Below are 26,876 nucleotides of genomic sequence, written 5' to 3'. Positions count from 1 at the left end.
GCGCGGTTTCAAATCGATCCCCACGGCCTATGCCACGATCAAGGGATTCGAAGTCATGCGAGCCCTGCGCAAAGGACAGGCTCGCCCCTGGTGCCTGCAGCCCGGCATCAGGGGCGAGGTGCGCCTTGTGGAGAGAGCTTTTGGCATTGGGCCCTCGGCGCTGACGGAGGCCATGGGCATGCTCAACCACCATTTCGCAGCAGCCGCCTGATCGGCGCAGAGCGACAGCCTACCTCTGACTGCCGCCAATCTTTGCAACAGAGCCCTCGAAGAGGCTTTCGTTCCCCGTTCTCTCTCGCACGCACTTTTCGATCAATATGAAGGCTGGATTCTTGGGGCGCTGCTCCTGTTCCACCCTTTCTTGATCGTCCCCGTCCTCGCCTTCGGTTGGCTGTGGGCGCTGTCCAACCAACCACGTGGTGAGGGCGAAGGTTGGATCGCAGGGGCCTATGATTGTTCGACCGGCTTCGGATTTCTCGGGCGCAATATGGACCCGACGAATCCAGCCGATCCTCGATTTGTGGGCCTTCCATGCAATCCGGCCAGTGAGGCATGGCGTAATCAGCACGTTCGCGGCCATTCCTAACGGCGCTTAAATTCAGGATCGCCGTCTTCCAGGCCATTGGTTCGATCGCCAGTGAAGCGCCCGCTTCGCAAGATTTGGCTTTGTTCAATCGATGTGAATGGCGCTGTCGCGTCCCAAGGGCCACGCCCCGCATCCGCTTGATCCAAATAACGATTTCGGAGGCCGTCAGCACCGAGGATCGCGCGACCCAGCTCGCTACTGAATGCCGCCTCCGGTGTGCGGGACCTTGAGGCAGCTCGTTCAGCATTTGCGATAGCGTTGCGTACGTCATGATTCACGATATCAATGGACGAACGCGCATCTGTCGAGCCGACGCCTAAGTCGGATGTTTGCAAATTGATACTAGCGGTAGATCCACCTTCGTTCCCAGATGCTTGCCCTGCTTTTCCTTTGGCGGTTTGGCTACCGCGTCCCCCAACTCCGCCACTAATTCCGATGCTTTCGGCATCGCCATTCGTAACTTGATGGGAGGCACCGCGAGACAAGGAGCGTTGCCAACCAGTTTGAACCATGATCGCCGTTACATCGCGTTCCAACGTGTCGGCAACCTGTGGTTTGAGCCGCCAGTTGCCGCTGCGATCCATCTCGAACCCGCCCTTGAGCCAATTCGCCATCGCCGCCTGGCCTTCCGTGCCACTACCGAGAAAATGTTCGATCGTATCGGGTCCCGCTTGCTTGCCGGCCTCGAACCGTGTGCTGGTATCGCTCCGCGCCGACCGCTGGAAGCCCGTACTGCTCGAGATGAGCAGATCATTGTGAGCAAAGCTGAACCGCGCGCTGCCGCCATTGGCGACCGCGCCAAGCTGGTCCTGGTTGATCAGCCCGGCCCGCCACATCTGCGCTGCAGTTTCCGGTGTCAGATTGAGGCTAAAGTCTCCATTTTGATCCATCGCGATCTGGCGCTTCGTCAGATCGATACCATGACTCCGCAGCAATCCTTGAGCCCTTGTAAGGCGCTCATTGTCCACGATGCGGGTAAGCCGCTCGTTCCGAGCGCGATCGGCGACGCCGGCAGATCCGCCTTCCGCCATGTCGACCTGGTTGCCGGCAGTTCTCGACAGCGTTTGGATGAAGCTGTCGAGCCGAGCGGCCTCGCGTGTTGAGACACCTGCCGCTTCAGCTCCCTCGGCGAACCCGAAATTCTCCGACTGCCGACGTTGCTCGCCGATCCGCGCCGCGTTGCGCGTTCCATCGTGACCAACTTCGCGCTGTGCATCGAGCTTGCCGGCGCGCTCCGCAAAATCATAGCCGGCCGCTTCGCGTGTCCGACCGTAGACGCTGGTTCCTTCACGCGCCGCCTCGGCTGTAGCGCCGTCCGCGGTTCCGACATGGACCGCCGCATTGTAGCTCTCCAGCGCGTGCATCACCTGAGCCTCATTGCGACCCGTTGCGCGGGAGAGTTGGCTGATGGCGGACGAGCGCGCTTCACCCGACAGCGCATTGATGAAGGAGATGCGCCGGCTGGTTTCGTCGACCGAGAGGCCGAGCATGGCCGCTGCGTTGCGCTGACCTTCATTGCTGCCGGTTCGGTGCGCCTGCTCGGTAGCCACATTGCCGCGCTCAACCTGCGCGACCCGGTCGCCCGCATAGTCCCGCCGCCCCTCCATCGCGCCTACCTGCACCTGCGCTGACGTGAGGTCATTTTGCAGCATCGCCTCCTGATCGAAGGTATTGGCGATAAGCTTGGCGAACGTCGGATCAGCCGATGCCTCACTGATGACGCTAGCCGCCTTTAGCTGCGCATCGTCCGCGCCATAACCGTTGCGGGAAAAGTGCCGTGTCGCGCCCTGCAGCATCATGTCGTATGCACGCTGGTCGCCGAACGCCCGCCATTGCACCATATTCTGCGCGAATGATGCAAAAGCGCGCTCGCCCGCCTGGCCCTCTCCGAAATATCGATTCCCGAGAGATCTGAGCGCGTCTTTCTCCGCGAACTGATGGATGGCGGCCGTCGTCGCGTTCGCGCGCACGGCGCGTTGAACGGCCGGGTTCGAGAGATCGCCGTTGACGAGGGCAGGGGTCAGGCCGCCCAATTCCCGGGCGGCATCGATGCCGCCCATTCCAAACGCAGGAACGCCCGGAACGCCGGATGCCCGCTCGCTGAGCAGACCGCCGGCTGCGCCAAAGCTTCGATTTGCTCCGAACGTCGAGCGCTCGCCGAAATCTCCGAAGTTCGACGAGGCGTTCCGGCGCGCCATCGTGCCCGTTGCGGACGCCTGCGCCTCGAGGGCTGAGGCATAGCCTTCGCCGGTGGCGAGCGGTGCTGCCGCGGCGCTCGCCTGGCCATGTACGCCGAGAGATCCGCTGGTGAAGGATGTGAAGACATTCCCGGAGAAACGGAACACCGTGAAGACAAAGGCACCGGCGAGACCCGCCGCTGCTGTCCTGAAGCTGCCGAAGATGGCGAGCGCCTTTTGCGCTGCCGACGGCGCCAGGAGCCACGCATTGGTCGCCACCGCATTCGAGCGCATCTCGGCGAGCGCATCCATCGCGCGGCCCAGTGTCAGCTGATAGATGCCGGCGTCGATCACACCCCAGAGCGCCACGAACACGAACAGGCCGAGCGCGAAGCTGGCCACGCGGAGGTTGATCGGCGTCAGGATGAAGAGCAGCGCGATCGGGATCATGAACAACATGATCCCGAACACGACGGCACGGATGGTTGGCATCCATTCGTTCGCCACTGACATGGTGGCAAGGCCGTTCGATATCACGGCACGATTGGCCATGACCCTGGCCGCAGAAGCCGGACTATCCTCGAAGAGAACGTCGCCGACGCTGTTGCCGAGCAGGATATTGGTCATGAACGCCTGGAGAGAGAGCGGAGTGCCCATCATCATGTCGCCCATTTCGCCCAGCTGGCTCCGGCAGCGATTGAGCTGGTCGGGCTGGGTCACATCGAAGCCGGTCCGTGTGCAGACCTGCCGGCTGTAGTCGTCGAACAGCGCGGGGTCCGAAAGGGCTGTCGAGATATGCTGCCATGCCTCGTCGCAGCTCACCGTCGTTCCGCCCTTGTCGGCGGCCGTATAGACGGTTGAGAATGTCGCTGGTCCGGCCATTGCTGCGAACGCCGCAGGCAGATCGGTGGCAGTTCGGAACAGCCTATCATCATCGACGCCATAGGCTGCGGAGACCCGGGCCACGGGATAGCATTGCCGCACATAATCCTTGATCGTCGCGTCGAGAAAGGTGTCGGTAATTGGGCCGCGCGGAGATACGGCATTGAAGAAGAGGTCGAACGTGTGTCCGCCTGCACCAAACTCGATCTTGATGTTGGGATCGAGCGTATTGTCGTCGATCGTCTCGACCAACGCGCGCTCGATAAGGTTAGTGGTGCCGGCCACCAACACCAGCAGATTGGGAACGTCACCGACCGGCTGATAGGCGTTGCGGACCTTGTCGTAGACGTGGACGGTCCCAGTGGTGGCGATCATGCCGACGAACAGGCCGATCCCGATCAGCATCTGGAAACCGAAGGCGACGAGACCCATCCCTTGTCCGCGAACGCTCGCCAGCAGCGCGCCGAGCGAGATGCCGACGGTCGCGATCACGATCACGAGCGTCTCGTAGCGCGGATCAGCGAAGATCATTGCGACGAGGCGAAAGGCATCGACCGTCTCGGCAAACCCGTCATAGGTATAGAAGCTGGCGTCGATCGCGAAAGCGGGCGTTGCGGCGCCCACCATTGCGAGGGCAAGCGCGACGCGGATAAGGCGGCGGATCATCATCTCACTGCTCCCGTGCGGCGGCGGCGCCGGCAGCGTCGCGGGCATCGCGATCGCGCTGTCTCATCAAGCCCGCATAATTGGCGGACAGGTTCGCGGCTCCCAACGCCGCCAGGTACGATTGTCGCATCTGCGCGCGCTGGCGCAGAACTTCTTCTCGGAGATCGCGCAGCTGCTCGATCCCCTTGGTCAGGATGCGAGTCTGGCAAATGCTGGTGTTGGCAGCATCGGCCGCGCCCGCAGCCGTTGTGCCGCGCTCGGCATTGCTCAGCGCAAAGTCGATTGACCGTGTGAGGTCATTCAGCATCTGATAGGCAAGGGTGAGCGCGACCAATTCGTCGGTATCGCCGATTACCGAGCCTGCCACGCCCTGACGGACGCCCCATTCGAGCATACGGTAGACGGGCAGCGTGCTGACATTGGCTACGAACTGTCGTTCCTCGGCTGTGAGCGCCGCGCGCGTTCGAATCTTGGTTGCAATCGAATCCATGCGCGTGCGCGCCAGCTCCAGGGCGCCCTTGCCTCCATCGTTTGAGCAGTCGGCGCCGGTTGCCGGGATGTTGAGCACGCGGCGCTGAACGCGGCCGCTCAGGAAATCATCCGGGGATTCGGTGTCCTGGCGCGGGCAGGCGGGGATCGCCGAGAAGAGCGGAACCTTGTCGTTCGGATCCCACCGCATATAGACGTCGCCCACCCGCGCCCGCATGACCTCGGCCCAGTCGGCCGCGCCGACGCGCGAGGCCGCGTGAGAGAGCAGAGAGCCGGTACGGAAGATGTCGGTGACCTCCGCCGGGCAGTTCTCCAGCGCGTCCTTCAGATCTTCGGTCGGGTTGTTGTTGTTGGCCTGGATCTTCTCGCGGCTCTGTTGATAGCTCTTGGCGAAGCCTTGCTTGACGGAACGGTATCCAGTCATCTCCTCGATGATCCCGGACATATTGTCGTCGCCCTTGGCGATCTGGACCATACGGTTGGCGAGGCGGCAGTCGTTGACCTGGATCGAGTTCAGGAAATTGGTGGCCGCCTCCATCTTCGAAATGATGTTGCCCATCTTCTCGTCGAGCGTTTCGAGGAGGTACTGGAATGCGACCGCAGGCGCTGCCTGCAGGATGCTCTCCAGCTTCTGGACGAGATAGTCCGGGTCCAGGAAGCTCATGCCGCCAAGGAACATGTCGATGCCGCCGCACCCTGCCTTCACCTTGGGCAGGCTCAGCGACATGAGATAGTCGTTGTGCACGTCGACGCGTCCCGACATCCCGCCGGCGGTCAGATAGCCCCGGGTTTGATCCTCGAAGCTTCCCGGGCTGGTATAGGTGACATTGTCGAACCAGCTCTCGGCCCAGCTCTGGGCATGCGCGGGGACGGTTGTGCCGCACGCGGCAACCACGGCAATTAGCGAGATACTCAGGCGCGACAATAAGCGAGACATGGCGGATGTCCTCGGGTTGGAGCTGCGATCGAGAGGAGTGAGCCCGCCATGCTCAATTCCCCTTCGAATAGGGTGGAGGTGATGCTGCGATGCCGACAATGCCGGTGAACTTGGCCATGGCACGGACGCCGACGTCCGGCCTCACACCGGTCATCATCTTGAAGGCAAGATAGATGTTCCGCGCGAGATTGACGCTATGGTCGGTTCCGATCGCGATCGGGATCACGCGATTGGGATCGTTGGTGGCTCGCACCCACGCCACGGGATGTCCGACCCAGGGGAGCCCCAGCCGGCCAGATCGCACGATCGCCTCCTCGCGCGAAAGGACAGCGACATTCACACCGTACTGACGGCGCAGGATCTGGAGTTTGGCCCACAGGTCGGCGCAGGGCGCGCATTGAGGCGAAGTCGTCATTTCCACGACAAAAGCCGGGGCATCTCCTTTCAGCGTCGCACTAAAATCCGGTGGGAAATCGCGGGTGAGGGGGACGCGCGACAGCCAGGCCTGCATTGCCGCGGGATCGGCCACCGGGTGGATCGCAGCACGCCGCGATGCATCCTGCGAAACCTGCTGTGCGCCGGCGGGATCGACAGTCAGCCCGCCAATCACGATTCCCGGTATTCCAAGAAGGAATCGGAGAGGCGTTCTCATAGCCGGTCTCCTCGTTCGTAGACGGTCGCGTGGCTATGTTTGAGCTTGGCTGGCGATCCTGAAGCACGATCCGAAACGTCACCGTTGGTAGGCGCGTCCTGGACATTAACATGGATCGCTGCAGTGGGAGCCACGACGAGGTCGAGCCGTTTAACGATAGCAGTGCAGACGTTGACTTTAAGGTGGTTTCCCCTTACAAACTTTGGCCGAAGGAGTGCCGCGATGAATGCGTATACCTTGACCTCCAAGGGACAAATCACACTGCGCAAGGAGTTCATGCAGCACCTCGGCGTGCATCCCGGCGAGAGGATCAATATCGACAAGTTGCCTGACGGAAGCATCAAAAGGCTCTGTTGCAAAGATTGGCGGCAGTCAGAGGTAGGCTGTCGCTCTGCGCCGATCAGGCGGCTGCTGCGAAATGGTGGTTGAGCATGCCCATGGCCTCCGTCAGCGCCGAGGGCCCAATGCCAAAAGCTCTCTCCACAAGGCGCACCTCGCCCCTGATGCCGGGCTGCAGGCACCAGGGGCGAGCCTGTCCTTTGCGCAGGGCTCGCATGACTTCGAATCCCTTGATCGTGGCATAGGCCGTGGGGATCGATTTGAAACCGCGCACCGGCTTGATCAGTATCTTGAGCTTTCCGTGATCGGCCTCGATCACGTTATTGAGATACTTCACCTGCCGGTGGGCCGTCTCCCGGTCCAGCTTTCCTTCGCGCTTCAATTCGGTGATCGCTGCACCATAGCTCGGCGCTTTGTCGGTATTGAGCGTGGCAGGCTTTTCCCAGTGCTTCAGGCCTCGCAGGGCCTTGCCCAGGAACCGCTTCGCTGCCTTGGCGCTGCGGGTCGGCGACAGGTAGAAATCGATCGTGTCGCCCCGCTTGTCGACTGCCCGGTACAGGTAGGTCCACTTGCCCCGCACCTTGACGTAGGTTTCATCCAGGCGCCAGCTCGGATCAAAGCCACGCCGCCAGAACCAGCGCAGCCGCTTCTCCATCTCCGGGGCGTAGCACTGGACCCAGCGATAGATCGTCGTATGGTCGACCGAAATGCCGCGTTCCGCCAGCATTTCCTCAAGGTCGCGATAGCTGATCGGATAGCGACAATACCAGCGCACCGCCCACAGGATCACATCACCCTGGAAATGGCGCCACTTGAAATCCGTCATCGTTCCGTCCGTCCAATCTCCGCCAAGCATGCTCAAGCTTCACGATTTTTGCAACAGAGCCGACGGAATCGTGTTCTGCAACATGGGCATATCGCTTGTTCCGCATATCGATGATTTCGTCATGGGCGCTGCGCAACGCCTCGGGCAGCGCGTCGCGAGCGAAGCCGCTGCCGCTCCCTCCGGTGTGAAGCCGGACATAGGTGGCGACGAAGGCGGTCGTTAGCATGTCCAATTCGAGGAACGCGGCCATATCCGCCTTGAAACGATAGACGGCCAGCTTGTCCCTGATGTGCTTCAGGACCGTCACGTGGTAGAAGGACAGCGATAGTCGCGAGAGCTGTTTCAGCTCCTTGTCGGCGGCTTCCAAGACTTTGCGACCGTCCTCGGCACGCGCGTAGATCGCTTCTTGCCATTCTCGCGGCAGATACTGGATCGCCTCTTCGGGTACGACATAATAGGCGCCATCGTCGTCGTCATCTGCGTCCGTGTCACTCATGCTCGTCTCTCAATTCGCGTCGCCCACGGTAAGGGCCGCGCTGCTGCCGTCGACCTTTCCGGCAAGTCCGGGCACTTCCTCCAGTTGGCGCAAATCGCTGAAGCCGCCGCGCTCCTCGCGGTAGCGCACGATCTCCGGGCCATGCCCATTGAGACCCGGAACAGCGTCGAGTTCTGCGGCGCTGGCGGTATTGACGTTGGTGGCGGGCATCGTGATCTCCTTGAACGCGCATCGTGCCATCTGTCGCGACGGTCGCAAGAGGAACCGTCCCCCGCGTTGCGGCGAATGGTTCAACTCTCCTGTTCCCCTTTCGTTCGCGCGAGTGTTACAATGGAGGGTGAAGGGAATCTCTGATGCTGCCTCTGATGCAGCCGGTCCCGCTTGCCGACGTGCCGCAGGGGACCATTCTCCGGATCGTTGGTGCAGCAGGAGCCGGCTTTCCAAGCCCTGCCCAAGACTGGCAGGACGACGCCATAAGCCTGATCGAGTTGCTGCGGCTCGATCGGGCGGCAAGTTTCGTCTTCCGCATCAGCGGATCGAGCATGATCGACGCTGGCATCCACGACAACGACGTCGTGGTGGTCGATCGCGACACGCGCCCCGTCGAGGGGCATATCGTTATTGCGATCGTGGATGGCGGCTTCGTGTGCCGTCAGCTCTGCCGGAGACGCGGCGACCTCCTCCTGGAAGCGCGGAACGCGCAGCAAATCTACGAGCCGACACCCGTGGAAGGGGTGGAGATATGGGGTGTCGTGCGGACCGGCGTCCGCGACTATCGACGCTAGCGCCGTGTCATGGGCAATCGTCGACATAGCCAATTTCTACGTCAGCGCGGAGCGATTGTTCGATCCGGCCCTGCGCGATGTGCCCGTCATCGTCTTGTCCAACAACGATGGCTGCGCGATCGCGCGCAGTGAAGAGGCGAAGGCGCTGCACGTCCGTATGGGCGACCCGGTCTTCAAGATGCGCGATCGGATCAAACGCCACGGAATCCAGCTCCGATCGAGCAATTATGAACTGTATGCCGACCTCAATCGACGCTTCAACGCGGTCATCGCCGATCACTCCGATATGGTGGAGATCTACTCGATCGACGAAAGCTTTTTCCGGCTGCCGGTGCTGCCGGACGGCCTCGGCAACGTCGTGGCCGCGCACGCGGTCCGCGAGGATATAGCGCGATCGGTCGGCCTGCCGACCCGGATCGGCTTGGGTCCGACCCGCACGTTATCCAAGGTGGCAAACGCCTTGGCGAAGGCGACCGAGAAGGTGTGGGGAGGGGTGGTCGATCTCCACGACGTCGAGCTGCGCCGGCGTCTGTTCGACCAATGGCCGGTAGGAGAAGTGTGGGGCATCGGGCACGCGCTGGCAGCGCGGCTCCGCCCGCTCGGTGTGAAGACGACGGCGGACTTGGCCGCGCTACCTCCGGCGGTCGCACGCGATGTGGGAACGGTGGTGCTGGAACGGCTCGTGCGCGAGCTGGGTGGGATCGAGTGCGACGACTTCAAGGTGGCGCCCGAACCGCTCAAGGCGACCGCAGTGACGCGGCAATTTGGCGCGCCCGTCTCCGATCTCGCCGAGCTGCGCGAAGCGATGGCGCGCCGCGCAGCGCGTGCGGCCGAGAAGATACGCGCGCAAGGACTGGCGGCGAGCCGGTTGATCGCCTTCGCACATGGCTCGCGTTATCGCCCGAACCCGCCTTCGGCATCCCGATCGGCGCGGCTGTCCCCGCCGACCAACGATCCGCGCATCATCGTGGGGATCGCGGGGAAGATGATGGAAGCGATGTTTCAACCGGGAGGCGTCTATACCAAATGCGGCGTCTTGCTGGAGGATCTGACAGCGGAAGGGGCGGGGCAGGCGGACCTCTTTGCGACAGCCGATCCCAAGGCACCCGCGCTGTTGGCGGCAATGGATGGTCTCAATAGCCGGTTTGGGAGAAACACGGTCATCTTGGCGGCGCAGGGGTGCGGTGCGCGGTCGTTCGATACGAAGCGATCACAGAAGAGCCCGGCATGGACGACCCGGATCGGGGAGATACCCGTTGCGCGATGAAGCCGTTAGCGGCTCCGGTCCTTATCGCGCGGTGCAGGTGCCTGCACCTGCGCCGCGCGGCCGATCTCGCCGTCCAGTGAACCGCCAGCCTTGATCCGATCGGCGACGAGCTGGCGCGTCGACTCCCTGATCGTTGCGACCATGCGGGCGCTTTCACCCCGATCGGCCGCCGTCTTCATGGCGGCATCGACAATCGCTTGCGCGGGCGAAAGGCGTGGATCGGCATGGTTCTTTTCGGGCGTGTTCTTGATGAAAAGCTCGGCAAGCCGCTCTTGCCCGGGTGAATGGCCGGGGGGGAGGATCGGCCGCTCCAGCGCCCGCACGGCGCGTTGAAGCTGCGCCGATTGCTGACCGTTGATCTGCACGCCCAGGGCGGCCCCGATCTCACGCACACGCTCAAGGGGCGTTTGTTGGGCGGTAACGACGGCATCGACCTGCCGCACGCCGAGATAGGTCAAAAGGTGGGACTGGTAGATCGGACCCTTGGCGTGCCGGACATAGGCAAGCTCGGTTCGTGCATTCGCGATGGCAGTAGATGGCGCGCTTTCTCCGATCAATTCGCGCAATCGTTCGGCCGCCTGCTGTCGGGCGGCGGGCAGGTAGCGTTCCAGTTCTTCGCGCGCCTTAGCGAGGGTGACGCGATAGCGTTGCCCCTCGGGTGGCGCGCGGTTCGGAAGCATGGCAATCCCGGCGGGACCGATGCGCGCCTCGGGCGCGAGGTCGCGCTTGACTGCCGCTGCGGAAAGAACCGCGGCCATGCCGCGATGATCCCCCGTTAGAAAGCCGTGCCGGGATGCCTCCATCCACTTGTCTTTGTCGATCGCGGCGATGCGGATCGGGTGTCCGGCCTCGCGCGCGAGCTGCGCCGCGTGGTGGCGCATGGTGCGCCCATTACCTTCGCGGAAAGGATGGATGGCGTTGATCTCGTTGATGTGGTCGCCGAGCCGGTCGAAAAACTCGTCTCGAGGAAGTCCGCGAAAGCCGCTTTGCGCGCCCATGTCGGCAAACCGCTTGTCGAGTTCACGCGCGACATAGGGCACGGCTGCGAAGCTCGAGCCGCCCTTGGCGATGTTGACGGTCCGGTCCTGCCCCGCCCAATCATAGAGGTCTTGAAACAGATGCTTGTGAAGCGCGCGATAGCCGTCGGTCGTCGCTGGAAAAGTCAGGCGCGCGGCCTCTGCGCCGCGCGCCTGCGTTAGGCGCCGCTCAGCTTCGATGAGCGTCTTTTCATCGGTGAGCCCGAGCCGGTTTCGAAGCGTCTCGGTGCCGGGATACGTGTAAGGATCGCTTGCCAATGTCAGGCAGCGATCTGGCGGGTTCCGGGCGGATAGAGACTAAGGATGATCGAGGGCATGAGTGCGGGAGGCACACCCTCGTCGAGCATCATCGCGAACATCGCGTCTTCATCGATGGTCGGCGTCATGTCTTCAATCACGAGATTGGCGCGGGACTCCGCGACATCCTCGCGCCAGAGCGCGATCTGTTCGGGAGTGCCGCGTTCGAAATCCATCTGGCGGATGCGCTCGCGCAGCGCTTCAATATCGATCTGGGCCATCGCGTCATCCTTTCTATCTTAACCTTACTCTCCCCGGCGCGATTCCTCAACAAATCACTCGACGCGGCAGTCACTCGGTTCACCATGTCCCGCGCCCGTTCGGGCGCGGGATGATCGCCGCAACTATCAGTATTCGTTGGCTAACATGATGGTCAGCACACGCTTGGTCTGGTGCTCATCCCACGGCACTTCGCTGCCATAGGTGAGCGTATTATCGTAGTAATCCACTTTCCAGAACACTGTCTCGGCAATCGTCTTCTCGTCTTTGGGCCGCTCCTGCGTCCACCCTCCCGTCGCGAGGCGATAGACCGCGCCGAAATCATGTTCCCCATAGGGGTCATTGTCTCCGTCGAACCGGGAAAATCCCACGATCGCCGCCAGTGCCGCAAAGCGGTCGGCATCGGGAAGGGACTGAAACCCTAGCGTGACGTTGGCAATGGAAGCCGTGCCGGGATTGCTCCGGGCCGCATCGTTCAGGCGACGGATGGTGTCGAGTTGTTCGGGGCTGCGCATAACTGATCCTCCTGCTGCATGGGCCGCAAGGCCGCTCGGCCTCACGGCCCTGCCTGTCCGGCGAGGACGGGATGGGGAGGGGGAGCGAGAATCTACTGCTGGCGCGGGCGAGCCGCCCTAGTGCGGTCGGCGCTTTGCGCCGGGTGCCGTGCTTGGCGGATTACACGGGCGGTCGATTGTCGTTCGGGAACGAAAGGGCGGCGCCCTTGGTGTTCCCTCGCGCCGATCGCGCGATGCGCGGGCGGCGAGGACGGCGCGGTGCGGATCTCCGCACGGCATTCTTGCGCGCAAGCGCGCCGTCATGACGGCGCGGTGCGTGCGTCGCGAGCGGCGATCACCAGCTCGACGATGCGGGGCTGATGGAAAAGCTCGCCGCGCTCGACGACGGCAAGGCCAGGACCATCCAACACGTCGCGGATGCGATCTTGCACCACGTCTTCCAGTTCACCGGCCAGAACCCAGAAATGGATCGGGTCGCGCTCGCGGCCTACGGCGCGGAATTGGTCGCACTCGGCAACGGCCTGAGCCAGCGCATTGAGCGCGGCCATCCCAAGCGCACGCTCGAAGGCGAGCTGCGCAAACAGGCGATGATGGGACATGGAAAACCTCCGTGTTGCCGTGATTGGCGACGACAGCGGGAGGTGCGCGGAACGCCGGGTCACAGGACCGCGAAGCGGCCGGCTTGCCGGACAGCGGGGGAGCCGATTTACGCAGTGAATTGGGGGGACCGCTGATCCTTGAGGCGGCGGGCCGCGTCCCTCACGATGGGAGGAGACTGACGGACAGCCCTACCAAACAACGCCCGCCCACCAGGGCGGTCGATCAGGTGATTTTCTGCTTTCGTTCTCGTTCCCGCTGACTCATAGAATCGTCATGCCGATCATGGCCGAACATCGCTGGCTTTACCCGATCGACTGGCCCGAGCTGTCGAGAGCCATTCGCTTCGGCCGCGCCAATGGGCGGTGCGAGCATTGCCATCGCCCGCATGGTCAGCGCGTATTCCACTTGGGCGACGGACGGTGGTGGGACATGGATCGTCGGCAATGGCGAGACGGGCGCGGAAGGCGGATCAGGGTCGGGGCGATAGACCTCGTGGCGATCGTCCGTATCACGCGGGTCTATATCGCCTGCGCCCACCTCAACCATGATCCGACCGACAACGCCCCGCGCAACCTGGCTGCGCTCTGCCAGCGGTGCCACATGATCCACGATGCTGACGAGCATCGGCGTCGTCGATGGCTCAATGCCTATCGCCGGCGCGCTGTGGCGGACCTGTTCGCGTGGTTCGAAGCGCGCTCGATCATGGCGAACGAGGGTGTGCCACGTGGCACACCTATGCGAACATTGAACATGCGAACCCACGAACCTACTTAGGAGCTGGCCTTCGTGGCTTCGGGGTGCTGGGGGGTTCAATTCCCGCAGGCTGGCTGATTATCGGTGTCCTCTTTTTGGCCCTGGCGCTTCGCTATGCGAGCGTCATCTTCATGGAGGGATTGCCTATGATTACACGTTCAAAATCTCGCGCTCGCAAGGCGCACAAGGTCAAGAACACCAACCTGAACCCAGTGACTAACGTGATGAAGCTCTGTTCTGTTTCTTTCGAAACCGTCTGGGCACTGATCGTTGGCTGGTCTGCTGGTGTGGCCGGCCCCGCACCATCGGCGCAGTTGCGCCAGCGTCACCAGTAGGGGGCGGGAGAGCGGTCTTCCGCCCTTTGCTTTTGCGGCTCCCGGCAGCGCTAAACGCGGACTTATATGCTCGTGGCTGTTTCAAGCGACGAATGACGGCGCGCAGCATTAGGTAGGAGCGCAGCGAGATCGGCTCGCGCGAAATAGCAGAACGGGGAAATGGAATGGATACCTTCAACGCTGGCGTCCAATATAACGATTTCAAGGGGACTGTTGCGGCGGACATTTCCGACAACGTGGCGCTTGCCGATTATCTGGTGTCCTTGGGGAAGGCCGAAAGTGACGAGCGTGTCGTAGGATTCAGGATCGCTTCCGGAGAGAACCGGGGCACCCCTGTGACTGACGTGTCGCTGGTGGCATACCTCCTTCGATCTGCTGAATTTGAGCCTGCTCCGGCAGCGGTGCGCGCCGTCGAGGTGCGCGTTACGCCAGGAGAAGCCCTCGCCTTCTTCAAGCGCTTCGACCTCGTGGCGACGCGGCGCGGCGTGGATTTCAGCGGCACGCACGTTGATGGCCCACACTACGACTGAGGCTATAACTTAGCCGCAATCGCGCCGCCCGTCCCTTGTGGGCGGGCGGCGCGCGCTGGCCTGCAAGGGCAGCGGGCGCGACAGCCATGCGGGGCATGGCTGTCGCGCTGGCGGCGAGGGCGCTGCTGAGACAGAGGGAAGGGGGCCGATTATCACCGGCCCCCCGATCAGATCAGGCCATTTCATCGTCGGCAAATTCGCCGCGCTCCATGTCGTCGTCCTCGATCCCGTCACCGTCCATGTCGGTGTCGAAATCCTCCGGGTCGGCCTCGGGCTGATCGAACGCGCCAATCTTCATGGGGGCAGGTAGCCACCCTCCCGGAAGCCGTCCCGACACATTGACGGCAAGATCACCCTTCTTCTTGATGGTCGCGCAATTCTCGGCGCTGGAAGCACCGCATTCCTCGCGCAACAGGTCGATCATCGCGGCTCGTCGCATCTTGTCGAACAGTGCGATGGGGGCGGTCCAACGGGCTGCGATGTCCACGCCGGTCGCGCGCGCGATCTGCTCGAAATGGTGATGCCGACTGCCGGGGGAGCCACCCGCGAACACAGTGCCGTCAACGGTCATGGCGACAAGGCCCGCCAGCAATGCCATCTTGTCGTCGCTGGTCATGGCGCGGATTGCGTCGAACCGGCCTTCGGTGGGGATCGATGCGAAGCGGGTCGCCATCACTTCCTCGACGGGGCGAACGTCGCTCGTTGCCATAAGCTCGTCGGCCACATCGGTCGCGACCGTCTTGGCCTGAACCTCAAGGGCCATTTGGTAGCTGTGCGCGCCGTGGAGCAACTGGCCTGCAAGGCTGTCCAGCATGATGTCGAGCGCCAGCGCCGGGTCGGCCGCGACGGCTTCCTGCACGATCTGCGTCTTGATGCGGGTCAGGTCCGCGAACAGGCTGTTGCTATAGAGGGGTTGGGGTTCACCGCTGCTCGCTTTGGGCTTCGCCTCGGCCTTGGCGCGATAGAAGCTCTTGCCGAGCGAACCGTCATGCGAAACCCATAGCGCCACGCCCCCGACTGCGACCTGCTCCGCATTGAACGCCCGCATTCCTTCGGTGATGGTGTCGCGCTCGTCGGACAGCGGCTCGATGCCGTCGCTATCTTCGCCCTCGGCCTCGGCAATCGCCTCGATTTCGGCATCGATGGCGGCAAGCCGCGCCACCTCGTCCTCGGTCGGCTCGCGGGTGGCCGGATAGATGCTGCCCTTCATGTAGAGATCATAGGGCCGTTCCAGCGTGGCGCGGACCTCGTGCCAACCGATCGCTCGATATTCATCCGCAATGCCGTCCAGCTTTTCTTCGGCCAGTTCCTGCACAAGCTCGGGCTGGTCGGCAAAGCCCTCCGCTCCTTGGCTGAACAGGTCCACCGTGATCGTCCCGCCCTTCGCCTCATAGGCATCGCGTCCGACGAAAAGAAACGCACCGCTGGTGGTGTCCACCTTCTCCGTGGTGAGCATCCGCCGGATGGTGTGGGCGTGACCATTCGCCGCCTTGCAGACCTTGATCTGCTGGTCGTGATCCTCGGTGAGGGTGAGCGCGCGCGCCGCCTCAAGCGACAACTGGTCCTTGGCGATCAGGTCGATCAGCGTGGGTGCGAGCGCGGAAAGGCGAAGCATCTTGTAGACGAAGCTGACTGCCTGACCGAACCGGGCTGCGATTTCCTCGGCGTCCATGCCAGTGTCGCGCAGTGCCGCAAAGGCGCGGATGCTGTCGGCGGGGTGCATGTCCTCGCGCTGGAAGTTCTCCGCGAGCGACAGTTCGATGGCCTCTTCCTTGGTGCGGACCTCGACGGGGAAGGTGTCGCTGTTCTTGATCCGCTTGCGCTTCGCCAGTTCCTTGAGGCCCCGATAGCGCCGCCCTCCGGCGAACACATAGAACAGGCCCTCGTCCTCGTAGGCGACAAGGTTCTGCAACAGGCCGTGCGCGGCAATGTCGTCGGCCATCGCTTCCACGGCGGAAGGCTTCACGCGCCGCTGATTGAGCGGGGAAAGGCGAAGCTGCGACAGCTTGATGGTGGTGATACCCATGATGAAACTCCTGTGATCTGTGGTGTCGATTGGGGGGAAAGGGTCAGCCTTCGAGGCTTGCCAGCTCGTCGAACTCGGCTGATGCGCGGGACGCGGCGTCGCCTGCATAGGTCGCGCCGGATCGTGGATAGAAGAACACGCGGTCGCCTTTGGCGTAGGGGGTGCCGTCTGCACTGGTCCCGCCCACCTTGGCCCGTTTCCAGTAGGGATCGCCCTTGTATCGGGTGTAAGCCATTGTCCTTTCTCCTTCTTCCTGCGGCTGAAAGCCGGTTGCCGCAGCAACCGGGTCTGCCTCTCCGGCGAGGAGCGGGATGGGGAGGGAGGAGGAAAATCGATGGCCTTGGCGCGGGCAGGCCGCCCTAGCGCGGCCGACGCCCATCTGGGCGTCGGGTGCCGCGCTTGGCGGACAACACGGGGGCGTCTATTTTCCTTCGGGAACGAAAGGGCAGCAGCCCTTGGTGTTCCCCGCGCTGGCGCGCCTCCGGGGGAGGGCCGCGGCGCTAGGCGAGTGAAGTCGCGCCCATCGGGCAGCGGCGACAGGTGTGCCATGTGGCACACCTCACGCGAGGATCGTTACCCTTTGGGCGTGCGCCGTTGTGGCGCGAAGAAGAAGGAGTGTTCGTATGAACTAAGCTTACTGGCGTAGCTTGTGCCTGACCGACTTACCGGGGCTGGTGATGAACCGGCTGAGACTCCGAAAGGGGAACGGGACCAGAGCATGTCGGGGAACGGATCGAAACTGGGCGCCGCAGTCCGGTGGTTGACCAACAGGCAAGGTGTGCATGGTGAAGACTGTATTGTTTGAATCCCAGTTTCCAACGATTACGAGGTTGGTGATGGTGAACGCGGCTGACACACCATCCCGGGCGGAGCGAGGAGCGTGGCCCTGTGAATCGCTGCCAGTCCGCCCGGCGTGGCCCCCGTCAGGGGACCAAGGAAACGAATGGGGCACCTAAACACACCGCGACTCCTCACTCGCGTAACTACGGGATCGTCTAAACAGGACGGCTTGCCGGACCTGCATGGCGACGGAGCCGTCATAGTAATCGAACGCCCGGCGTAATGGCCGGGACAGCCGCCGTGTGGCGGACGGGACAGCGGTATAAGCAGGAGTGATCCGCGCGAAATCCGCTGCTTCTGGGTGAAGGACGGCAGTTCTGCGTAACTCGACGGATCAACGGAAAGGGACTGCTGATGCAGACCGCTACTATCCTGAGACGGATCGAGAAGCTTCCGGCCCTGTCGCGGGCGGGTAAGCGGATCAATGGTCTCCACCGCCTCATGCGGTCCCGCTGTCTATATGAGCGGGCCTATGACAGAGTATCCCGTAATCGGGGTGCGATGACGCCGGGAGTGGACGGACAGACCTTCGACGGCATGACGCTGGCGAGGCTCGACCGTCTGGTCCAAAGCGTGGCGGAAGGCCGTTACCGCCCTCGTCCAGTGCGGCGGGTCTATATCCCCAAGGGCAATGGTAAAATGCGCCCATTGGGCATCCCTACGGCGGATGATCGTATCGTTCAGGAGGCGGCGAGAATGATCCTCGCGGCGATCTATGAGCCTGTGTTCTCGAAACACAGTCATGGGTTCCGCGCGGGTCACTCCTGCCACACGGCTCTCGAAGAGATCCGCAAAACCTGGACGGGCGTGAAATGGCTGATCGAAGTGGATGTCCGCGGGTTCTTCGACAACATCGACCATGACATCCTGCTTGGCCTTTTGGCCCGGCGAATCGATGATCCTGTGTTCATCGGTCTGATCGGGACAATGCTCAAGGCCGGGTGCATGGACGACTGGAAGTTCGAGCGGACCTATAGCGGCACACCACAGGGCGGGGTTATCTCGCCCTTGCTCGCCAATATCTATCTCCATGAGCTGGACCAGTTCATGGAAGAGATGCGGACGGGCTTCGACAAGGGCGCGGAGCGGAAGGCAAACCCTGCCTACACCGCCTGTTCCCGCCAGATCGCCGCGCTCCGAACGGAGATCGACGCGATCCGCGCCACAAGCGCGGATAAGGCCGAGGTCCGAGCCCTTCTGGGGCGGATCAAGGCTGTTCAGAAGGAACGGCGGAAAATCCCCTCCGTCGATCCCATGGACCCGAACTTCCGACGCCTACGCTATTGCCGATATGCCGACGACTTCCTTGTCGGCGTGATCGGCAGCAAGGCGGACGCGGTGAGGATCATGGCCGATATACAGCACTTCCTCGCTGATCGGCTCAACCTCGCCGTGTCACCGGAGAAAACGGGGGTTCGCGATGCGTCGAAGGGATCGCCGTTCCTTGGCTTCCATGTATGCGCCTTCACGTTGCGTTCCGCCGGTACCATGGCGGGGCGTCAGAAGGTTGGCGGCGGGACGCGGCGCGTCCTCCGCCGATCGACGCGAGGGAATATCAAGCTGTGGGTGCCACGGGATCGGGTCTATGCGTTCTGTAGGCGCAAAAAGCTCGGCAACCTCGACCTGAGGAATGGCTGGGCGCGTCCGCAGTTCCTGGACTCCAGTGTCGCGGAAATCATCGTTGCCTATAGTTCGGAGTTCCGGGGCTTTGCCAACTACTATGCTATCGCCGATGGAGTTAAAGGGTCGCTCGACAATCTTGAGCTTATTGTCATCAGGAGCATGTTGGCGACCGTAGCCTGCCGGCGACGTGTAGGGAGGGCGAGCGTCCAGAAATCCTTGCTGATGGGGTCGGACTATGGAGTCTCCACCATGGTCCGAGGTCAACCGCGCGTCCATAAGCTGTGGCGGTTGAAGCATCTGGTCGTGAAGGCATGGGATAACCCCATTGTCGATAAAATCACGGTCGGCTCTCGCCTCGCGCAGAGTCCGAACGACCTCGCCACACGCCTGAGCGCTGGAGAGTGCGAAGCGTGCGGCGACACTGATGGTCCGTTCGAGATGCATCACCCGAACCGGCTGAAGGACAAGCCGCGCGACCAAATGAAACCATGGAAGGAATCGGCGCGGCGGCGCAGGACTATCGTTCTGTGCCACAAATGCCACGTTGCCCATCATGGTGGCCGGATGACCAGCGGAACGGAGAGCCGTGTGCATTGAAAGGTGCAAGCACGGTTCGGGGGGAGGCGCTGGGGCGTCCTCGAAAGAGGCGCCTCGCGCCCACCCTACCGAGACGCCGGCACGGTGGCTCGGTCGGCGTACGCCAGGGCGCCGATAGAGCCGTGCCCGGCAGGGTCGCGCCCGACTTGGTTTGGTTCAATGCGACAGGGCGTCGATAACCTTGCATTCGGCAACGATGCTGGCGTTGCAGGTGTCACCCCACTGCGCGATTTCCGACCTCAGCGCTGTAAGGTCGGCCAGCTTGCGATCGATTTCCGCGATGTGGACCGCAGCTATCTGGTCGGCCTCGGCACAGGAACCGCGCGGATCATCTGAAAGCCGCAGGAGCGCACGAACCTGATCCAGGGTGAAACCCAGATCACGCGAGCGTTTGATGAACGACAGGCGATCAAGGTGCGAGCGATCATAGAGTCGATAGTTGCCACCGCTACGGATGGGAGCGGGAACCAGCCCTTCTGCCTCGTAGAAACGGACCGTCTCTATCTTCAACCCAGTGCGCTTTGCGATCTCACCGATTTTCATCGCCGAACCTCTTGACCCTCTAGTAGGATGAGGGTTCATATAGGGCGTCTGATCCACGAATCGAGCTTCGATAATGGCAGACGCATGTTGCTCATCAAAACGCGACACGATCGCGGAACTTGGTCGCAAGGCCGAGCAGCGCCGCGTGCTCATCATCGTGATGCTCATCAATCTCGCGATGTTCGTGGTCGAGTTTGGCGGCGGCGTCGTCGCGCGTTCCTCTGCCTTGATGGCGGATTCGGTCGACATGTTCGGCGACGCGGTGGTCTATGCGCTCAGTCTCTATGCATTGCATCGGGGTGCGCGCTGGGAGGCGGGGGCAGCACTGGCGAAGGGTGGCATCATCCTGGCTTTCGGCGTCGCGGTCATTTTCGAGATCGCTGACAAGATTGCGAACGGCGTTCCTCCGGCATCGGGCTTGATGCTCGGGGTTGGCAGCGCCGCGCTGGTTGCGAACCTAATCTGCCTCGCGCTGCTCTGGCGCTTCCGTCGTGAGAATGTGAACATGTCGAGCACGTTCGAGTGCTCGCGCAATGATGTCGCGTCAAACGTCGGGGTTCTCGCGGCTGCCGGATTGGTCGGCCTGACCGGCTCGGCTTGGCCGGACATCATCGTCGGCGGGTTGATCGCCGTGATCTTCCTGCGCTCGGCATGGCGCGTGCTTGGGGAAGCCTGGCCGGCATGGCGTGCCGCGAAGGCACCGGCTCGCGAGTTATTGCAATGACATGGAAACCTCTCCGTGGTAAGGGCGGGTTCGTGCGAGCCTTTTTGCCTCTCCTGACATGCCTGATGCTGGTCCTCACCAGCTTCTCCGGCATGGCTCATGCCGCCGATCTGGCGGGGGGAAGCATCGCGGGCGTCGAGTTCACAATCCATACCGATGGCGACATCGATCAAGTGCCATCGGATTCGGACAAGAACGTCCCGCACCATCACAATTATTGCCACGGGCATGACGTTGGTGCGCCTGCGCGCACGACGATGGAATATACCCACGTCCTCACGATGCCCAAGCCGACAATCTCCGCCTCTGCGTCGCTCGATGGCCGCACTGGCATGGTCCATTTGAGGCCCCCCCAAGCCTGACGTCCGATTTGGGCGCGCGTTGGCGCGCCCCTGTCGATCATCGTCAGGAGTCCTATTTTCATGCATCGTATCCTCTCGGCCATGCTGGCCGCAGCGTCGTGCGCCACTATGGCGCAGGCGCAGGTCGGACCGTCCGCGCCTTTTGCGCAGGACGCGCCGGTCTACACGCTTGACCAAGCGGTCAGTGCAGCGGGCGGTTCGGCCCCTGCTGCCGAAGCGGCGACAGCCGCGGTCGATGCGGCCCGTGCGGGCCGCACGGTCGCCGGACTGCGGCCCAACCCGGTTGTCCAAGGCCAGGTTGAGAATGTCATCGGCTCGGGGCCGTATCGTGGGGTCCGCAGCGCGGAATCCACGGTCGGCTTTGCGATCCCGATCGAGCTAGGCGGCAAGCGCGGCGCCCGCGTCGCGGTCGCCAATGCGCAATTGTCCCGGGCCGAGATCCAGGCCGCGATCATCGCGGCAGATGTCCGGCTTCAGGTGACGCAGCTTTATGTCGAGGCGGTCGCGGCCGATCGCCGGGTTACAACAGCCCGCGACCAGGCCCGGATCGCCAGCGACGCGCTGCGGGCCGCGAGCGTTCGCGTGCAGGCGGGGCGGGCCTCCCCGCTCGAGCAACAGCGCGCAGATGTCGCGCGCATCAATGCCGACGCCAATGTGGAGCGGCAGCTTCGCTTGGCGGAGGCGGCGCGGGCCAATCTGGCGCGCCGGATCGGTCGACCGATTGACGGTGCGCTCGATGACACGCTGCTCGATCGCCTGCCGGGGGCGAACATTTATGGGCCGGTGGCACCGGTCGACACGACCGGCACGCTCGCGCTGGCGGCGGCGAACGCGGATTTCTCGATCGCGGAAGCGGGCGTGCGGCTTGCGCGCGCCAATCGCGTCCCTGACCTCAATGTCGGGCCTGCGATCCGCCGACTGGAAGCGACCAATGACATGGCGGCGGTGTTCACCGTGTCGATCCCGATCCCGGTGTTCAACAATGGTCGCGCGGCGATCGCGCAGGCGACCGCGCAGCGGACGCAGGCGGATGCACAACGTCGCGTGACCGCGCTCGACATCGAACAGGCGATCACGGACGCGCAGGCGCAGGCGGCCAATGCCGCAACGACGGCTCGTGCGGCGTCGGGGCCGGCGCTGGCGGCTGCACAGGAGGCGGCCCGCATCGCGCGGATCGGTTATCGCGAGGGCAAGTTCGGCCAGCTCGAATTGCTCGATGCGGAACGCACACTCGCCGAGACGCGGGTCGCCGCGATCGATGCGCTCGCCAATTACCAGAATGCCCGCGCGCAAGTGGAGCGACTGACCGCTCCTGCGCCCAATGGGGGAAATCAGTGATGAAGAGTTTCTATCTCGCGGGCGCGGCGTCGCTCGCCCTGCTGCTGGCTGCCTGTGGTGGCAAGGACGCCGGGAACGAGGCGGCCGCCAATGGGGCAGCCGGCAACGAAGCGGCTGCTGGCGCGGAAAAGGGCGGTGCTGAAGGCGGCCACGCCGACGAGGGCGTCGTCACATTGGGTTCCGATCAGATCGCGACGGCGGGCGTCCAGGTCGGACGGCCGATCATCGGCGGAGCCGGAACGATCGAGCTTCCCGCGATCATCGAGGGCGACCCTCAAGGGACGCAAGTCATCTCGGCCGCCATCGCGGGACGGGTGGTCGCGCTGACGCGCAACCTCGGCCAGTCGGTCGGGCGCGGCCAGACCATCGCGGTCATCGAGAGCCGCGAGGCGGCACAGATCAAGGGCGAGGTCGAGGCAGCACGGGCACGGCTTCAGCTCGCCAATTCGAACCTCGCGCGCGAGCAGCGGCTTTTCGCCCAGAAGGTATCCCCTGAGCAGGATCTGATCGCAGCTCGCACGGCGGCGACGGAAGCGCGGATCGCGCTGACGCAGGCGCAGAGCATGGTGTCGGCCGCCGGTGTCGGCGGCGGCGGTCTCAACCGGCTCGGCATCGCCGCGCCGATCTCGGGCCAGATCATCGCGCGCCCCGTGACGCTGGGACAGACGGTCGCGGCGGACGCCGAACTCTATCGCATCGCCAACCTGAGCCAGGTGTCGATCGCCCTCAACCTGAAGGCTGAGGATGCGGGCCGGGTGCGCCCCGGCAACACGGTGCTGGTCAAGGCAGCGGGCCGTCAGGCGACCGCGCGCGTCACCTTCGTGTCGCCGGCGCTCGATCCGCAGACGCGGCTCGTGCCGGCGCTCGCCACGCTCGACAATCGCGGTGGCGAATGGCGGGTCGGCGAGCCGGTGACGGCTGCCGTCCAACTCACGGGCAGTGGCGGCAGCGGTGCGATCCGCGTGCCGACGACGGCGGTCCAGAGCTTCGAGGGCAAGTCGGTCGTATTCGTCCGAACGCCCACCGGCTTCAAGGCGACCCCGGTTCAGCTCGGCGATGCGTCGGGCGATACGGTGATCGTCCGTTCGGGCCTGACCGGTAACGAACAGATCGCCACCACCGGAAGCTTCACGCTCAAGGCCGAGATCGGCAAGGGCGAAGCGAGCCACGAGGATTAAGCCATGATCGCCCGCATCGTCACATGGGCGGTCGAGAAGCGCTGGCTTGTCCTGCTGCTCACCGTCATCGTCGCCGCCATTGGCGCGTTTTCCCTCTACCGGCTGCCGATCGACGCGGTGCCGGACATCACCAATAATCAGGTCCAGATTAACGTCCGCGCACCCGCGCTCTCGCCCGAGCTGGTCGAGAAGCAGGTGTCGTTCCCGATCGAAACCGCGCTCGCCGGCACTCCCGGCCTTGAATATACGCGCTCGCTGAGCCGCAATGGCTTCGCGCAGATCACCGCCGTCTTTTCGGACGCCACGGACATTTATTTCGCCCGTCAGCAGGTGGGTGAACGTCTGCAGGGCGTGCAAGAGAACCTGCCCGATGGCGTGAACCCCGAAATGGGTCCGATCGCGACCGGCCTGGGCGAGGTATACATGTACACCGTTCGTCTCGAGCATCGCGACGACGACAAGCACAAGCCCGGTGAACCGGGCCAACAGCCCGATGGCAGTTACATCACGCCAGAGGGCGAGCGACTGACGACCGAAGAGGACAAGGCGACCTACCTGCGCACCGCGCAGGACTGGATCGTCACGCCGCTTCTCAAGAACACTCCGGGCCTCGCCGGCGTCGACTCGATTGGCGGTTACGCCAAGCAGTTCCTCGTCGTGCCCGATGTGCAGAAGCTGGCTTCACTCGGCATCACCTTGACCGACCTGGGCAACGCGCTGGAGCGCAACAACACCAGCGTCGGCGGCGGCTTCGTCAATCGCAATGGCGAAGGTCTGGCTGTCCGCTCGGATGCGCTCGTGCGCAATGCCGGCGAGTTGGCCAGGACCGTGATCGCGACACGTAACGGCGTGCCGATCACGGTCGAACAAGTCGCGACCGTGAAGACGGGTCAGGCGATCCGCATGGGTTCGGCCTCGGAGAATGGCACGGAGGTCGTCGTCGGCACCGCGATCATGCGGATCGGCGAGAACAGCCGCGTCGTGTCGACCGCGGTCGCGGAGAAGCTGAAGACGATCAACGCTTCGCTGCCCCCGGACGTGGTGATTCAGCCGGTGCTCAATCGCACCGAACTGGTCAATTCGACGATCAAGACGGTTGCCAAGAACCTGTCGGAAGGCGCGGTGCTGGTCATCGTCGTGCTCTTCGTGCTGCTCGGAAACTTCCGCGCGGCGCTGATCGCGGCGCTGGTCATCCCGATCACCATGATGCTGACCGGCTTCGGGATGCTGCGTGCTGGCGTCTCGGCCAATCTGATGAGCCTTGGCGCCCTGGACTTCGGTCTGATCGTCGATGGCGCCGTCATCATTGTCGAAAACGCGCTGCGCCGGCTTGCCGAGCAACAGCATCATGAAGGCCGATTGCTCAGCGTCAAGGAACGGCTCGCGACCGTGGCAGCCGCTGCGCGTGAGATGATCCGTCCCTCTGTGTACGGGCAGGCGATCATCATCCTTGTCTATGTGCCGCTGCTGACGCTGACCGGCGTGGAGGGCAAGACGTTCGTGCCGATGGCGCTCACCGTCATCATCGCGCTCGCCTTCGCCTTCATCCTCTCTCTCACCTTCGTGCCGGCGATGATCGCGATCTGGCTGTCGAAGAAGGTCGAGGAGAAGGACGGCCGCATCATCACGTGGCTGAAGAAGCGCTACGAACCCGGTCTGGACCGGGCCATGAAGCGTCCGACCGTGACGATCGGGGCGGGTGTCGCGAGCCTTGTGGTGGCGGCGCTGGCCTTCACCACGCTCGGCTCGGTGTTCCTGCCGCAGCTCGATGAAGGCGATTTGCTGATCCAGTCGCTCCGTATTCCGGCGACGTCGGTCCAGCAGAGCCAGGCGATGCAGGTGCCGATCGAGCGGATGATGTCCAAGCAGCCGGAGGTGCAGTTCGTCTACTCCAAGACGGGCACCGCCGAGTTGGCGGCCGACCCGATGCCGCCGAACGCGACCGACATGTTCGTCATCCTCAAGCCGCGCAAGGATTGGCCGAATCCTGAGCTCCCCAAGGAAGAGCTGGTCAGCCGTATCGAAGGCAATCTCGCGAAGATTCCGGGCAATGCCTACGAGATCACCCAGCCCATCCAGATGCGCTTCAACGAGCTGATCGCCGGCGTACGCGGCGACATCGCGGTGAAGGTGTTCGGGGACGACTTCAACCAGATGAACCGGACGGCCGAGCAAATCGCAGCGGCGCTGCGTAAAACGCAGGGCGCGGCGGACGTGAAAGTCGAGCAAACGACGGGTCTCCCCATGCTCGACATTCGCGTCAATCGTGACGCGATGGCTCGCCTGGGCGTCACGGCGCAGGACGTGCAGGACACCGTGACTGCCACGATCGGCGGGCGGACTTCGGGCCAGATCTTCGAAGGCGACCGTCGCTTCCCGGTGGTGATCCGCCTGTCGGAGGCGCAGCGCGCCGACATCGGCCTGCTCCAGCAGGTGCAGGTGCCGGTGGCGGGGGGCGGCTATGTGCCGCTGTCCAGCGTCGCCGAGATCAAGGTGGTCGACGGTCCCAACCAGATCAGCCGCGAGAACGGCAAGCGGCGCGTGGTGGTGCAAGCCAACGTGCGTGGCCGCGACGTCGGATCGGTGGTTGCGGATGCGCAGGCAACGATCGCCAGCCAGGTTCGGCTGCCTGCCGGCACCTATCTCGAATGGGGCGGCCAGTTCGAAAACCTGCAATCGGCGAGCGAGCGGCTGAAGCTGGTCATTCCGGCCTGCTTCATCCTGATCCTGTTGCTGCTTTATGGCGCATTGGGATCGGTCCGCGATGCTGCGATCGTCTTCACCGGCGTGCCATTCGCGCTGGTGGGCGGCGTCCTGCTGCTCTTCTTGCGAGGCATGGACTTTTCGATCTCGGCGGCGGTGGGCTTCATCGCCCTGTCGGGCATCGCGGTCCTCAACGGCCTCGTGATGGTCAGCTCGATCCAGGATCTGATCCGGTCGGGGCTATCGCGCGAAGAGGCGGCCCATGTCGGCGCAATGCAGCGCCTGCGGCCCGTCGTCATGACCGCGCTCGTCGCAAGCCTCGGCTTCGTGCCGATGGCGCTTGGCGAGGGGGCGGGCGCGGAGGTGCAGAAGCCATTGGCGACCGTCGTCATCGGCGGCCTGATCTCGGCGACGCTGCTGACGCTGTTCGTGCTGCCGACGCTCTACGCCCGGTTCGGGCAGAAAGTGATCGAGAAGCCCGAGCACTACAATGAGGAGCATGAAGGGGACGACCACGGTCAGACCTTCGTGAACAACTTGGCCTGATGGGTGAG

Annotated in this window: 24 protein-coding genes and 1 pseudogene; 11 read left to right on the top strand and 14 right to left on the bottom strand. The window is 63.4% G+C overall.

The features are described 5' to 3' along the window. Positions 1–211: pseudogene (locus V473_RS21270) on the top strand (IS6 family transposase); the annotation flags it as partial. Positions 212–582: 371 nt separating this feature from the next. Here the strand turns inward: V473_RS21270 and V473_RS21260 are convergent. The 6 genes from V473_RS21260 to V473_RS21235 form a co-directional block, all read right to left on the bottom strand. After that, complete coding sequence (locus V473_RS21260) at positions 583–4,311, bottom strand: conjugal transfer protein TraG N-terminal domain-containing protein (RefSeq protein ID WP_013041666.1); 3,729 nt, start codon at positions 4,309–4,311, stop codon at positions 583–585. A gap of 4 nt (positions 4,312–4,315) precedes the next feature. Continuing rightward, positions 4,316–5,737, bottom strand: coding sequence for a conjugal transfer protein TraH (locus V473_RS21255; RefSeq protein ID WP_049775278.1), 1,422 nt, complete (start codon positions 5,735–5,737; stop codon positions 4,316–4,318). Between the two features lie 52 nt (positions 5,738–5,789). Further along, positions 5,790–6,389, bottom strand: a complete 600-nt coding sequence (locus V473_RS21250; RefSeq protein ID WP_013041664.1) for a hypothetical protein — start codon at positions 6,387–6,389, stop codon at positions 5,790–5,792. Between the two features lie 400 nt (positions 6,390–6,789). Further along, positions 6,790–7,554 (bottom strand): IS6-like element IS6100 family transposase, encoded by a 765-nt coding sequence (locus tag V473_RS21245; RefSeq protein ID WP_001389365.1) that lies wholly within the window; start codon positions 7,552–7,554, stop codon positions 6,790–6,792. Continuing rightward, positions 7,520–8,050, bottom strand: a complete 531-nt coding sequence (locus tag V473_RS21240; RefSeq protein WP_082679267.1) for a hypothetical protein — start codon at positions 8,048–8,050, stop codon at positions 7,520–7,522. Before V473_RS21240 ends, V473_RS21245 begins: the two co-directional genes overlap by 35 nt. A gap of 9 nt (positions 8,051–8,059) precedes the next feature. Beyond that, a complete protein-coding gene (locus tag V473_RS21235) occupies positions 8,060–8,260 on the bottom strand; it encodes a helix-hairpin-helix domain-containing protein (protein ID WP_026008901.1) in 201 nt (66 codons plus the stop codon). A 140-nt stretch (positions 8,261–8,400) separates the two neighbouring features. On the opposite strand from V473_RS21235, the gene V473_RS21230 reads away from it, so the two are divergent. Together V473_RS21230 and V473_RS21225 are read left to right on the top strand one after the other, a co-directional pair. Further along, positions 8,401–8,835 carry a LexA family protein gene (locus V473_RS21230; protein ID WP_026008902.1) on the top strand — a complete coding sequence of 145 codons (435 nt, stop codon included), beginning with the start codon at positions 8,401–8,403 and terminating at the stop codon, positions 8,833–8,835. Positions 8,836–8,839: 4 nt separating this feature from the next. After that, entirely contained in the window at positions 8,840–10,102 is a 1,263-nt protein-coding gene (locus V473_RS21225; RefSeq protein ID WP_026008903.1) for a Y-family DNA polymerase, read from the top strand. Positions 10,103–10,107: 5 nt separating this feature from the next. On the opposite strand, the gene V473_RS21220 is transcribed toward V473_RS21225, so the two are convergent. The 5 genes from V473_RS21220 to V473_RS24280 all read right to left on the bottom strand — a co-directional run bounded on the left by V473_RS21220 (position 10,108) and on the right by V473_RS24280 (position 13,394). Then, positions 10,108–11,397: a Fic/DOC family protein gene (locus V473_RS21220; protein WP_066609257.1), complete on the bottom strand. Its 1,290-nt coding sequence runs from the start codon at positions 11,395–11,397 to the stop codon at positions 10,108–10,110. Positions 11,398–11,399: 2 nt separating this feature from the next. Further along, positions 11,400–11,657, bottom strand: a complete 258-nt coding sequence (locus V473_RS21215) for a hypothetical protein (protein ID WP_017503786.1) — start codon at positions 11,655–11,657, stop codon at positions 11,400–11,402. A gap of 126 nt (positions 11,658–11,783) precedes the next feature. After that, positions 11,784–12,170 (bottom strand): DUF3768 domain-containing protein, encoded by a 387-nt coding sequence (locus tag V473_RS21210; protein ID WP_019368261.1) that lies wholly within the window; start codon positions 12,168–12,170, stop codon positions 11,784–11,786. A 299-nt stretch (positions 12,171–12,469) separates the two neighbouring features. Continuing rightward, positions 12,470–12,769: a hypothetical protein gene (locus tag V473_RS21205; RefSeq protein WP_019368262.1), complete on the bottom strand. Its 300-nt coding sequence runs from the start codon at positions 12,767–12,769 to the stop codon at positions 12,470–12,472. Between the two features lie 223 nt (positions 12,770–12,992). Next, the gene (locus tag V473_RS24280) at positions 12,993–13,394 is read right to left on the bottom strand and encodes a hypothetical protein (RefSeq protein WP_066609256.1); all 402 of its coding nucleotides are present in this window, start codon (positions 13,392–13,394) and stop codon (positions 12,993–12,995) included. 56 nt (positions 13,395–13,450) lie between these two features. Between V473_RS24280 and V473_RS23740 the strand changes: the two genes are divergently transcribed. Both V473_RS23740 and V473_RS21195 read left to right on the top strand, forming a co-directional pair. Then, positions 13,451–13,858, top strand: a complete 408-nt coding sequence (locus V473_RS23740; RefSeq protein ID WP_164542719.1) for a hypothetical protein — start codon at positions 13,451–13,453, stop codon at positions 13,856–13,858. 164 nt (positions 13,859–14,022) lie between these two features. Then, a complete protein-coding gene (locus tag V473_RS21195) occupies positions 14,023–14,388 on the top strand; it encodes a hypothetical protein (protein ID WP_017503420.1) in 366 nt (121 codons plus the stop codon). A 172-nt stretch (positions 14,389–14,560) separates the two neighbouring features. On the opposite strand, the gene V473_RS21190 is transcribed toward V473_RS21195, so the two are convergent. Both V473_RS21190 and V473_RS21185 read right to left on the bottom strand, forming a co-directional pair. Next, the gene (locus tag V473_RS21190) at positions 14,561–16,414 is read right to left on the bottom strand and encodes a ParB/RepB/Spo0J family partition protein (protein WP_019368264.1); all 1,854 of its coding nucleotides are present in this window, start codon (positions 16,412–16,414) and stop codon (positions 14,561–14,563) included. 43 nt (positions 16,415–16,457) lie between these two features. Further along, the gene (locus V473_RS21185) at positions 16,458–16,649 is read right to left on the bottom strand and encodes a hypothetical protein (protein WP_019368265.1); all 192 of its coding nucleotides are present in this window, start codon (positions 16,647–16,649) and stop codon (positions 16,458–16,460) included. 1,118 nt (positions 16,650–17,767) lie between these two features. Between V473_RS21185 and V473_RS21180 the strand changes: the two genes are divergently transcribed. Next, positions 17,768–19,474 carry a reverse transcriptase/maturase family protein gene (locus V473_RS21180; RefSeq protein ID WP_244884589.1) on the top strand — a complete coding sequence of 569 codons (1,707 nt, stop codon included), beginning with the start codon at positions 17,768–17,770 and terminating at the stop codon, positions 19,472–19,474. Between the two features lie 156 nt (positions 19,475–19,630). Here V473_RS21180 and V473_RS21175 read toward each other — a convergent pair whose 3' ends face one another. Further along, positions 19,631–20,017: a MerR family transcriptional regulator gene (locus V473_RS21175; protein WP_019368266.1), complete on the bottom strand. Its 387-nt coding sequence runs from the start codon at positions 20,015–20,017 to the stop codon at positions 19,631–19,633. A 73-nt stretch (positions 20,018–20,090) separates the two neighbouring features. Between V473_RS21175 and V473_RS21170 the strand changes: the two genes are divergently transcribed. The 5 genes from V473_RS21170 to V473_RS21150 all read left to right on the top strand — a co-directional run bounded on the left by V473_RS21170 (position 20,091) and on the right by V473_RS21150 (position 26,868). Continuing rightward, positions 20,091–20,741: a cation efflux transmembrane domain-containing protein gene (locus V473_RS21170; RefSeq protein WP_053556561.1), complete on the top strand. Its 651-nt coding sequence runs from the start codon at positions 20,091–20,093 to the stop codon at positions 20,739–20,741. 65 nt (positions 20,742–20,806) lie between these two features. Continuing rightward, positions 20,807–21,103 (top strand): hypothetical protein, encoded by a 297-nt coding sequence (locus tag V473_RS21165; protein ID WP_066609254.1) that lies wholly within the window; start codon positions 20,807–20,809, stop codon positions 21,101–21,103. A 60-nt stretch (positions 21,104–21,163) separates the two neighbouring features. Next, positions 21,164–22,441 carry a TolC family protein gene (locus V473_RS21160; RefSeq protein ID WP_066609253.1) on the top strand — a complete coding sequence of 426 codons (1,278 nt, stop codon included), beginning with the start codon at positions 21,164–21,166 and terminating at the stop codon, positions 22,439–22,441. Further along, positions 22,441–23,619 (top strand): efflux RND transporter periplasmic adaptor subunit, encoded by a 1,179-nt coding sequence (locus tag V473_RS21155; RefSeq protein WP_066609252.1) that lies wholly within the window; start codon positions 22,441–22,443, stop codon positions 23,617–23,619. The genes V473_RS21160 and V473_RS21155 overlap by 1 nt, the downstream gene beginning before the upstream one ends. Positions 23,620–23,622: 3 nt before the next feature. After that, positions 23,623–26,868 carry an efflux RND transporter permease subunit gene (locus V473_RS21150; protein WP_066609251.1) on the top strand — a complete coding sequence of 1,082 codons (3,246 nt, stop codon included), beginning with the start codon at positions 23,623–23,625 and terminating at the stop codon, positions 26,866–26,868. The last annotated feature ends 8 nt before the right edge of the window (positions 26,869–26,876 follow it).

Source organism: Sphingobium cupriresistens LL01 (genome assembly GCF_001046645.1).
GTDB classification, from domain to species: Bacteria; Pseudomonadota; Alphaproteobacteria; order Sphingomonadales; family Sphingomonadaceae; genus Sphingobium; species Sphingobium cupriresistens.
This window is presented reverse-complemented; position numbering and strand designations above follow the sequence as displayed.

Excerpts from the sequence above, each read along its gene's own strand:
- V473_RS21165 (WP_066609254.1), top strand. The coding sequence starts at position 20,807 with ATGCTGGTCCTCACCAGCTTCTCCGGCATGGCTCATGCCGCCGATCTG.
- V473_RS21210 (WP_019368261.1), bottom strand. The coding sequence starts at position 12,170 with ATGCGCAGCCCCGAACAACTCGACACCATCCGTCGCCTGAACGATGCG.
- V473_RS21155 (WP_066609252.1), top strand. The coding sequence starts at position 22,441 with ATGAAGAGTTTCTATCTCGCGGGCGCGGCGTCGCTCGCCCTGCTGCTG.
- V473_RS21160 (WP_066609253.1), top strand. The coding sequence starts at position 21,164 with ATGCATCGTATCCTCTCGGCCATGCTGGCCGCAGCGTCGTGCGCCACT.
- V473_RS21240 (WP_082679267.1), bottom strand. The coding sequence starts at position 8,050 with ATGAGTGACACGGACGCAGATGACGACGACGATGGCGCCTATTATGTC.
- V473_RS21190 (WP_019368264.1), bottom strand. The coding sequence starts at position 16,414 with ATGGGTATCACCACCATCAAGCTGTCGCAGCTTCGCCTTTCCCCGCTC.
- V473_RS21205 (WP_019368262.1), bottom strand. The coding sequence starts at position 12,769 with ATGTCCCATCATCGCCTGTTTGCGCAGCTCGCCTTCGAGCGTGCGCTT.
- V473_RS21255 (WP_049775278.1), bottom strand. The coding sequence starts at position 5,737 with ATGTCTCGCTTATTGTCGCGCCTGAGTATCTCGCTAATTGCCGTGGTT.
- V473_RS21175 (WP_019368266.1), bottom strand. The coding sequence starts at position 20,017 with ATGAAAATCGGTGAGATCGCAAAGCGCACTGGGTTGAAGATAGAGACG.
- V473_RS21185 (WP_019368265.1), bottom strand. The coding sequence starts at position 16,649 with ATGGCTTACACCCGATACAAGGGCGATCCCTACTGGAAACGGGCCAAG.
- V473_RS21215 (WP_017503786.1), bottom strand. The coding sequence starts at position 11,657 with ATGGCCCAGATCGATATTGAAGCGCTGCGCGAGCGCATCCGCCAGATG.
- V473_RS21260 (WP_013041666.1), bottom strand. The coding sequence starts at position 4,311 with ATGATCCGCCGCCTTATCCGCGTCGCGCTTGCCCTCGCAATGGTGGGC.
- V473_RS21245 (WP_001389365.1), bottom strand. The coding sequence starts at position 7,554 with ATGACGGATTTCAAGTGGCGCCATTTCCAGGGTGATGTGATCCTGTGG.
- V473_RS21170 (WP_053556561.1), top strand. The coding sequence starts at position 20,091 with ATGGCAGACGCATGTTGCTCATCAAAACGCGACACGATCGCGGAACTT.
- V473_RS21150 (WP_066609251.1), top strand. The coding sequence starts at position 23,623 with ATGATCGCCCGCATCGTCACATGGGCGGTCGAGAAGCGCTGGCTTGTC.
- V473_RS21250 (WP_013041664.1), bottom strand. The coding sequence starts at position 6,389 with ATGAGAACGCCTCTCCGATTCCTTCTTGGAATACCGGGAATCGTGATT.
- V473_RS21195 (WP_017503420.1), top strand. The coding sequence starts at position 14,023 with ATGGATACCTTCAACGCTGGCGTCCAATATAACGATTTCAAGGGGACT.
- V473_RS21235 (WP_026008901.1), bottom strand. The coding sequence starts at position 8,260 with ATGCCCGCCACCAACGTCAATACCGCCAGCGCCGCAGAACTCGACGCT.
- V473_RS24280 (WP_066609256.1), bottom strand. The coding sequence starts at position 13,394 with ATGCTCGTCAGCATCGTGGATCATGTGGCACCGCTGGCAGAGCGCAGC.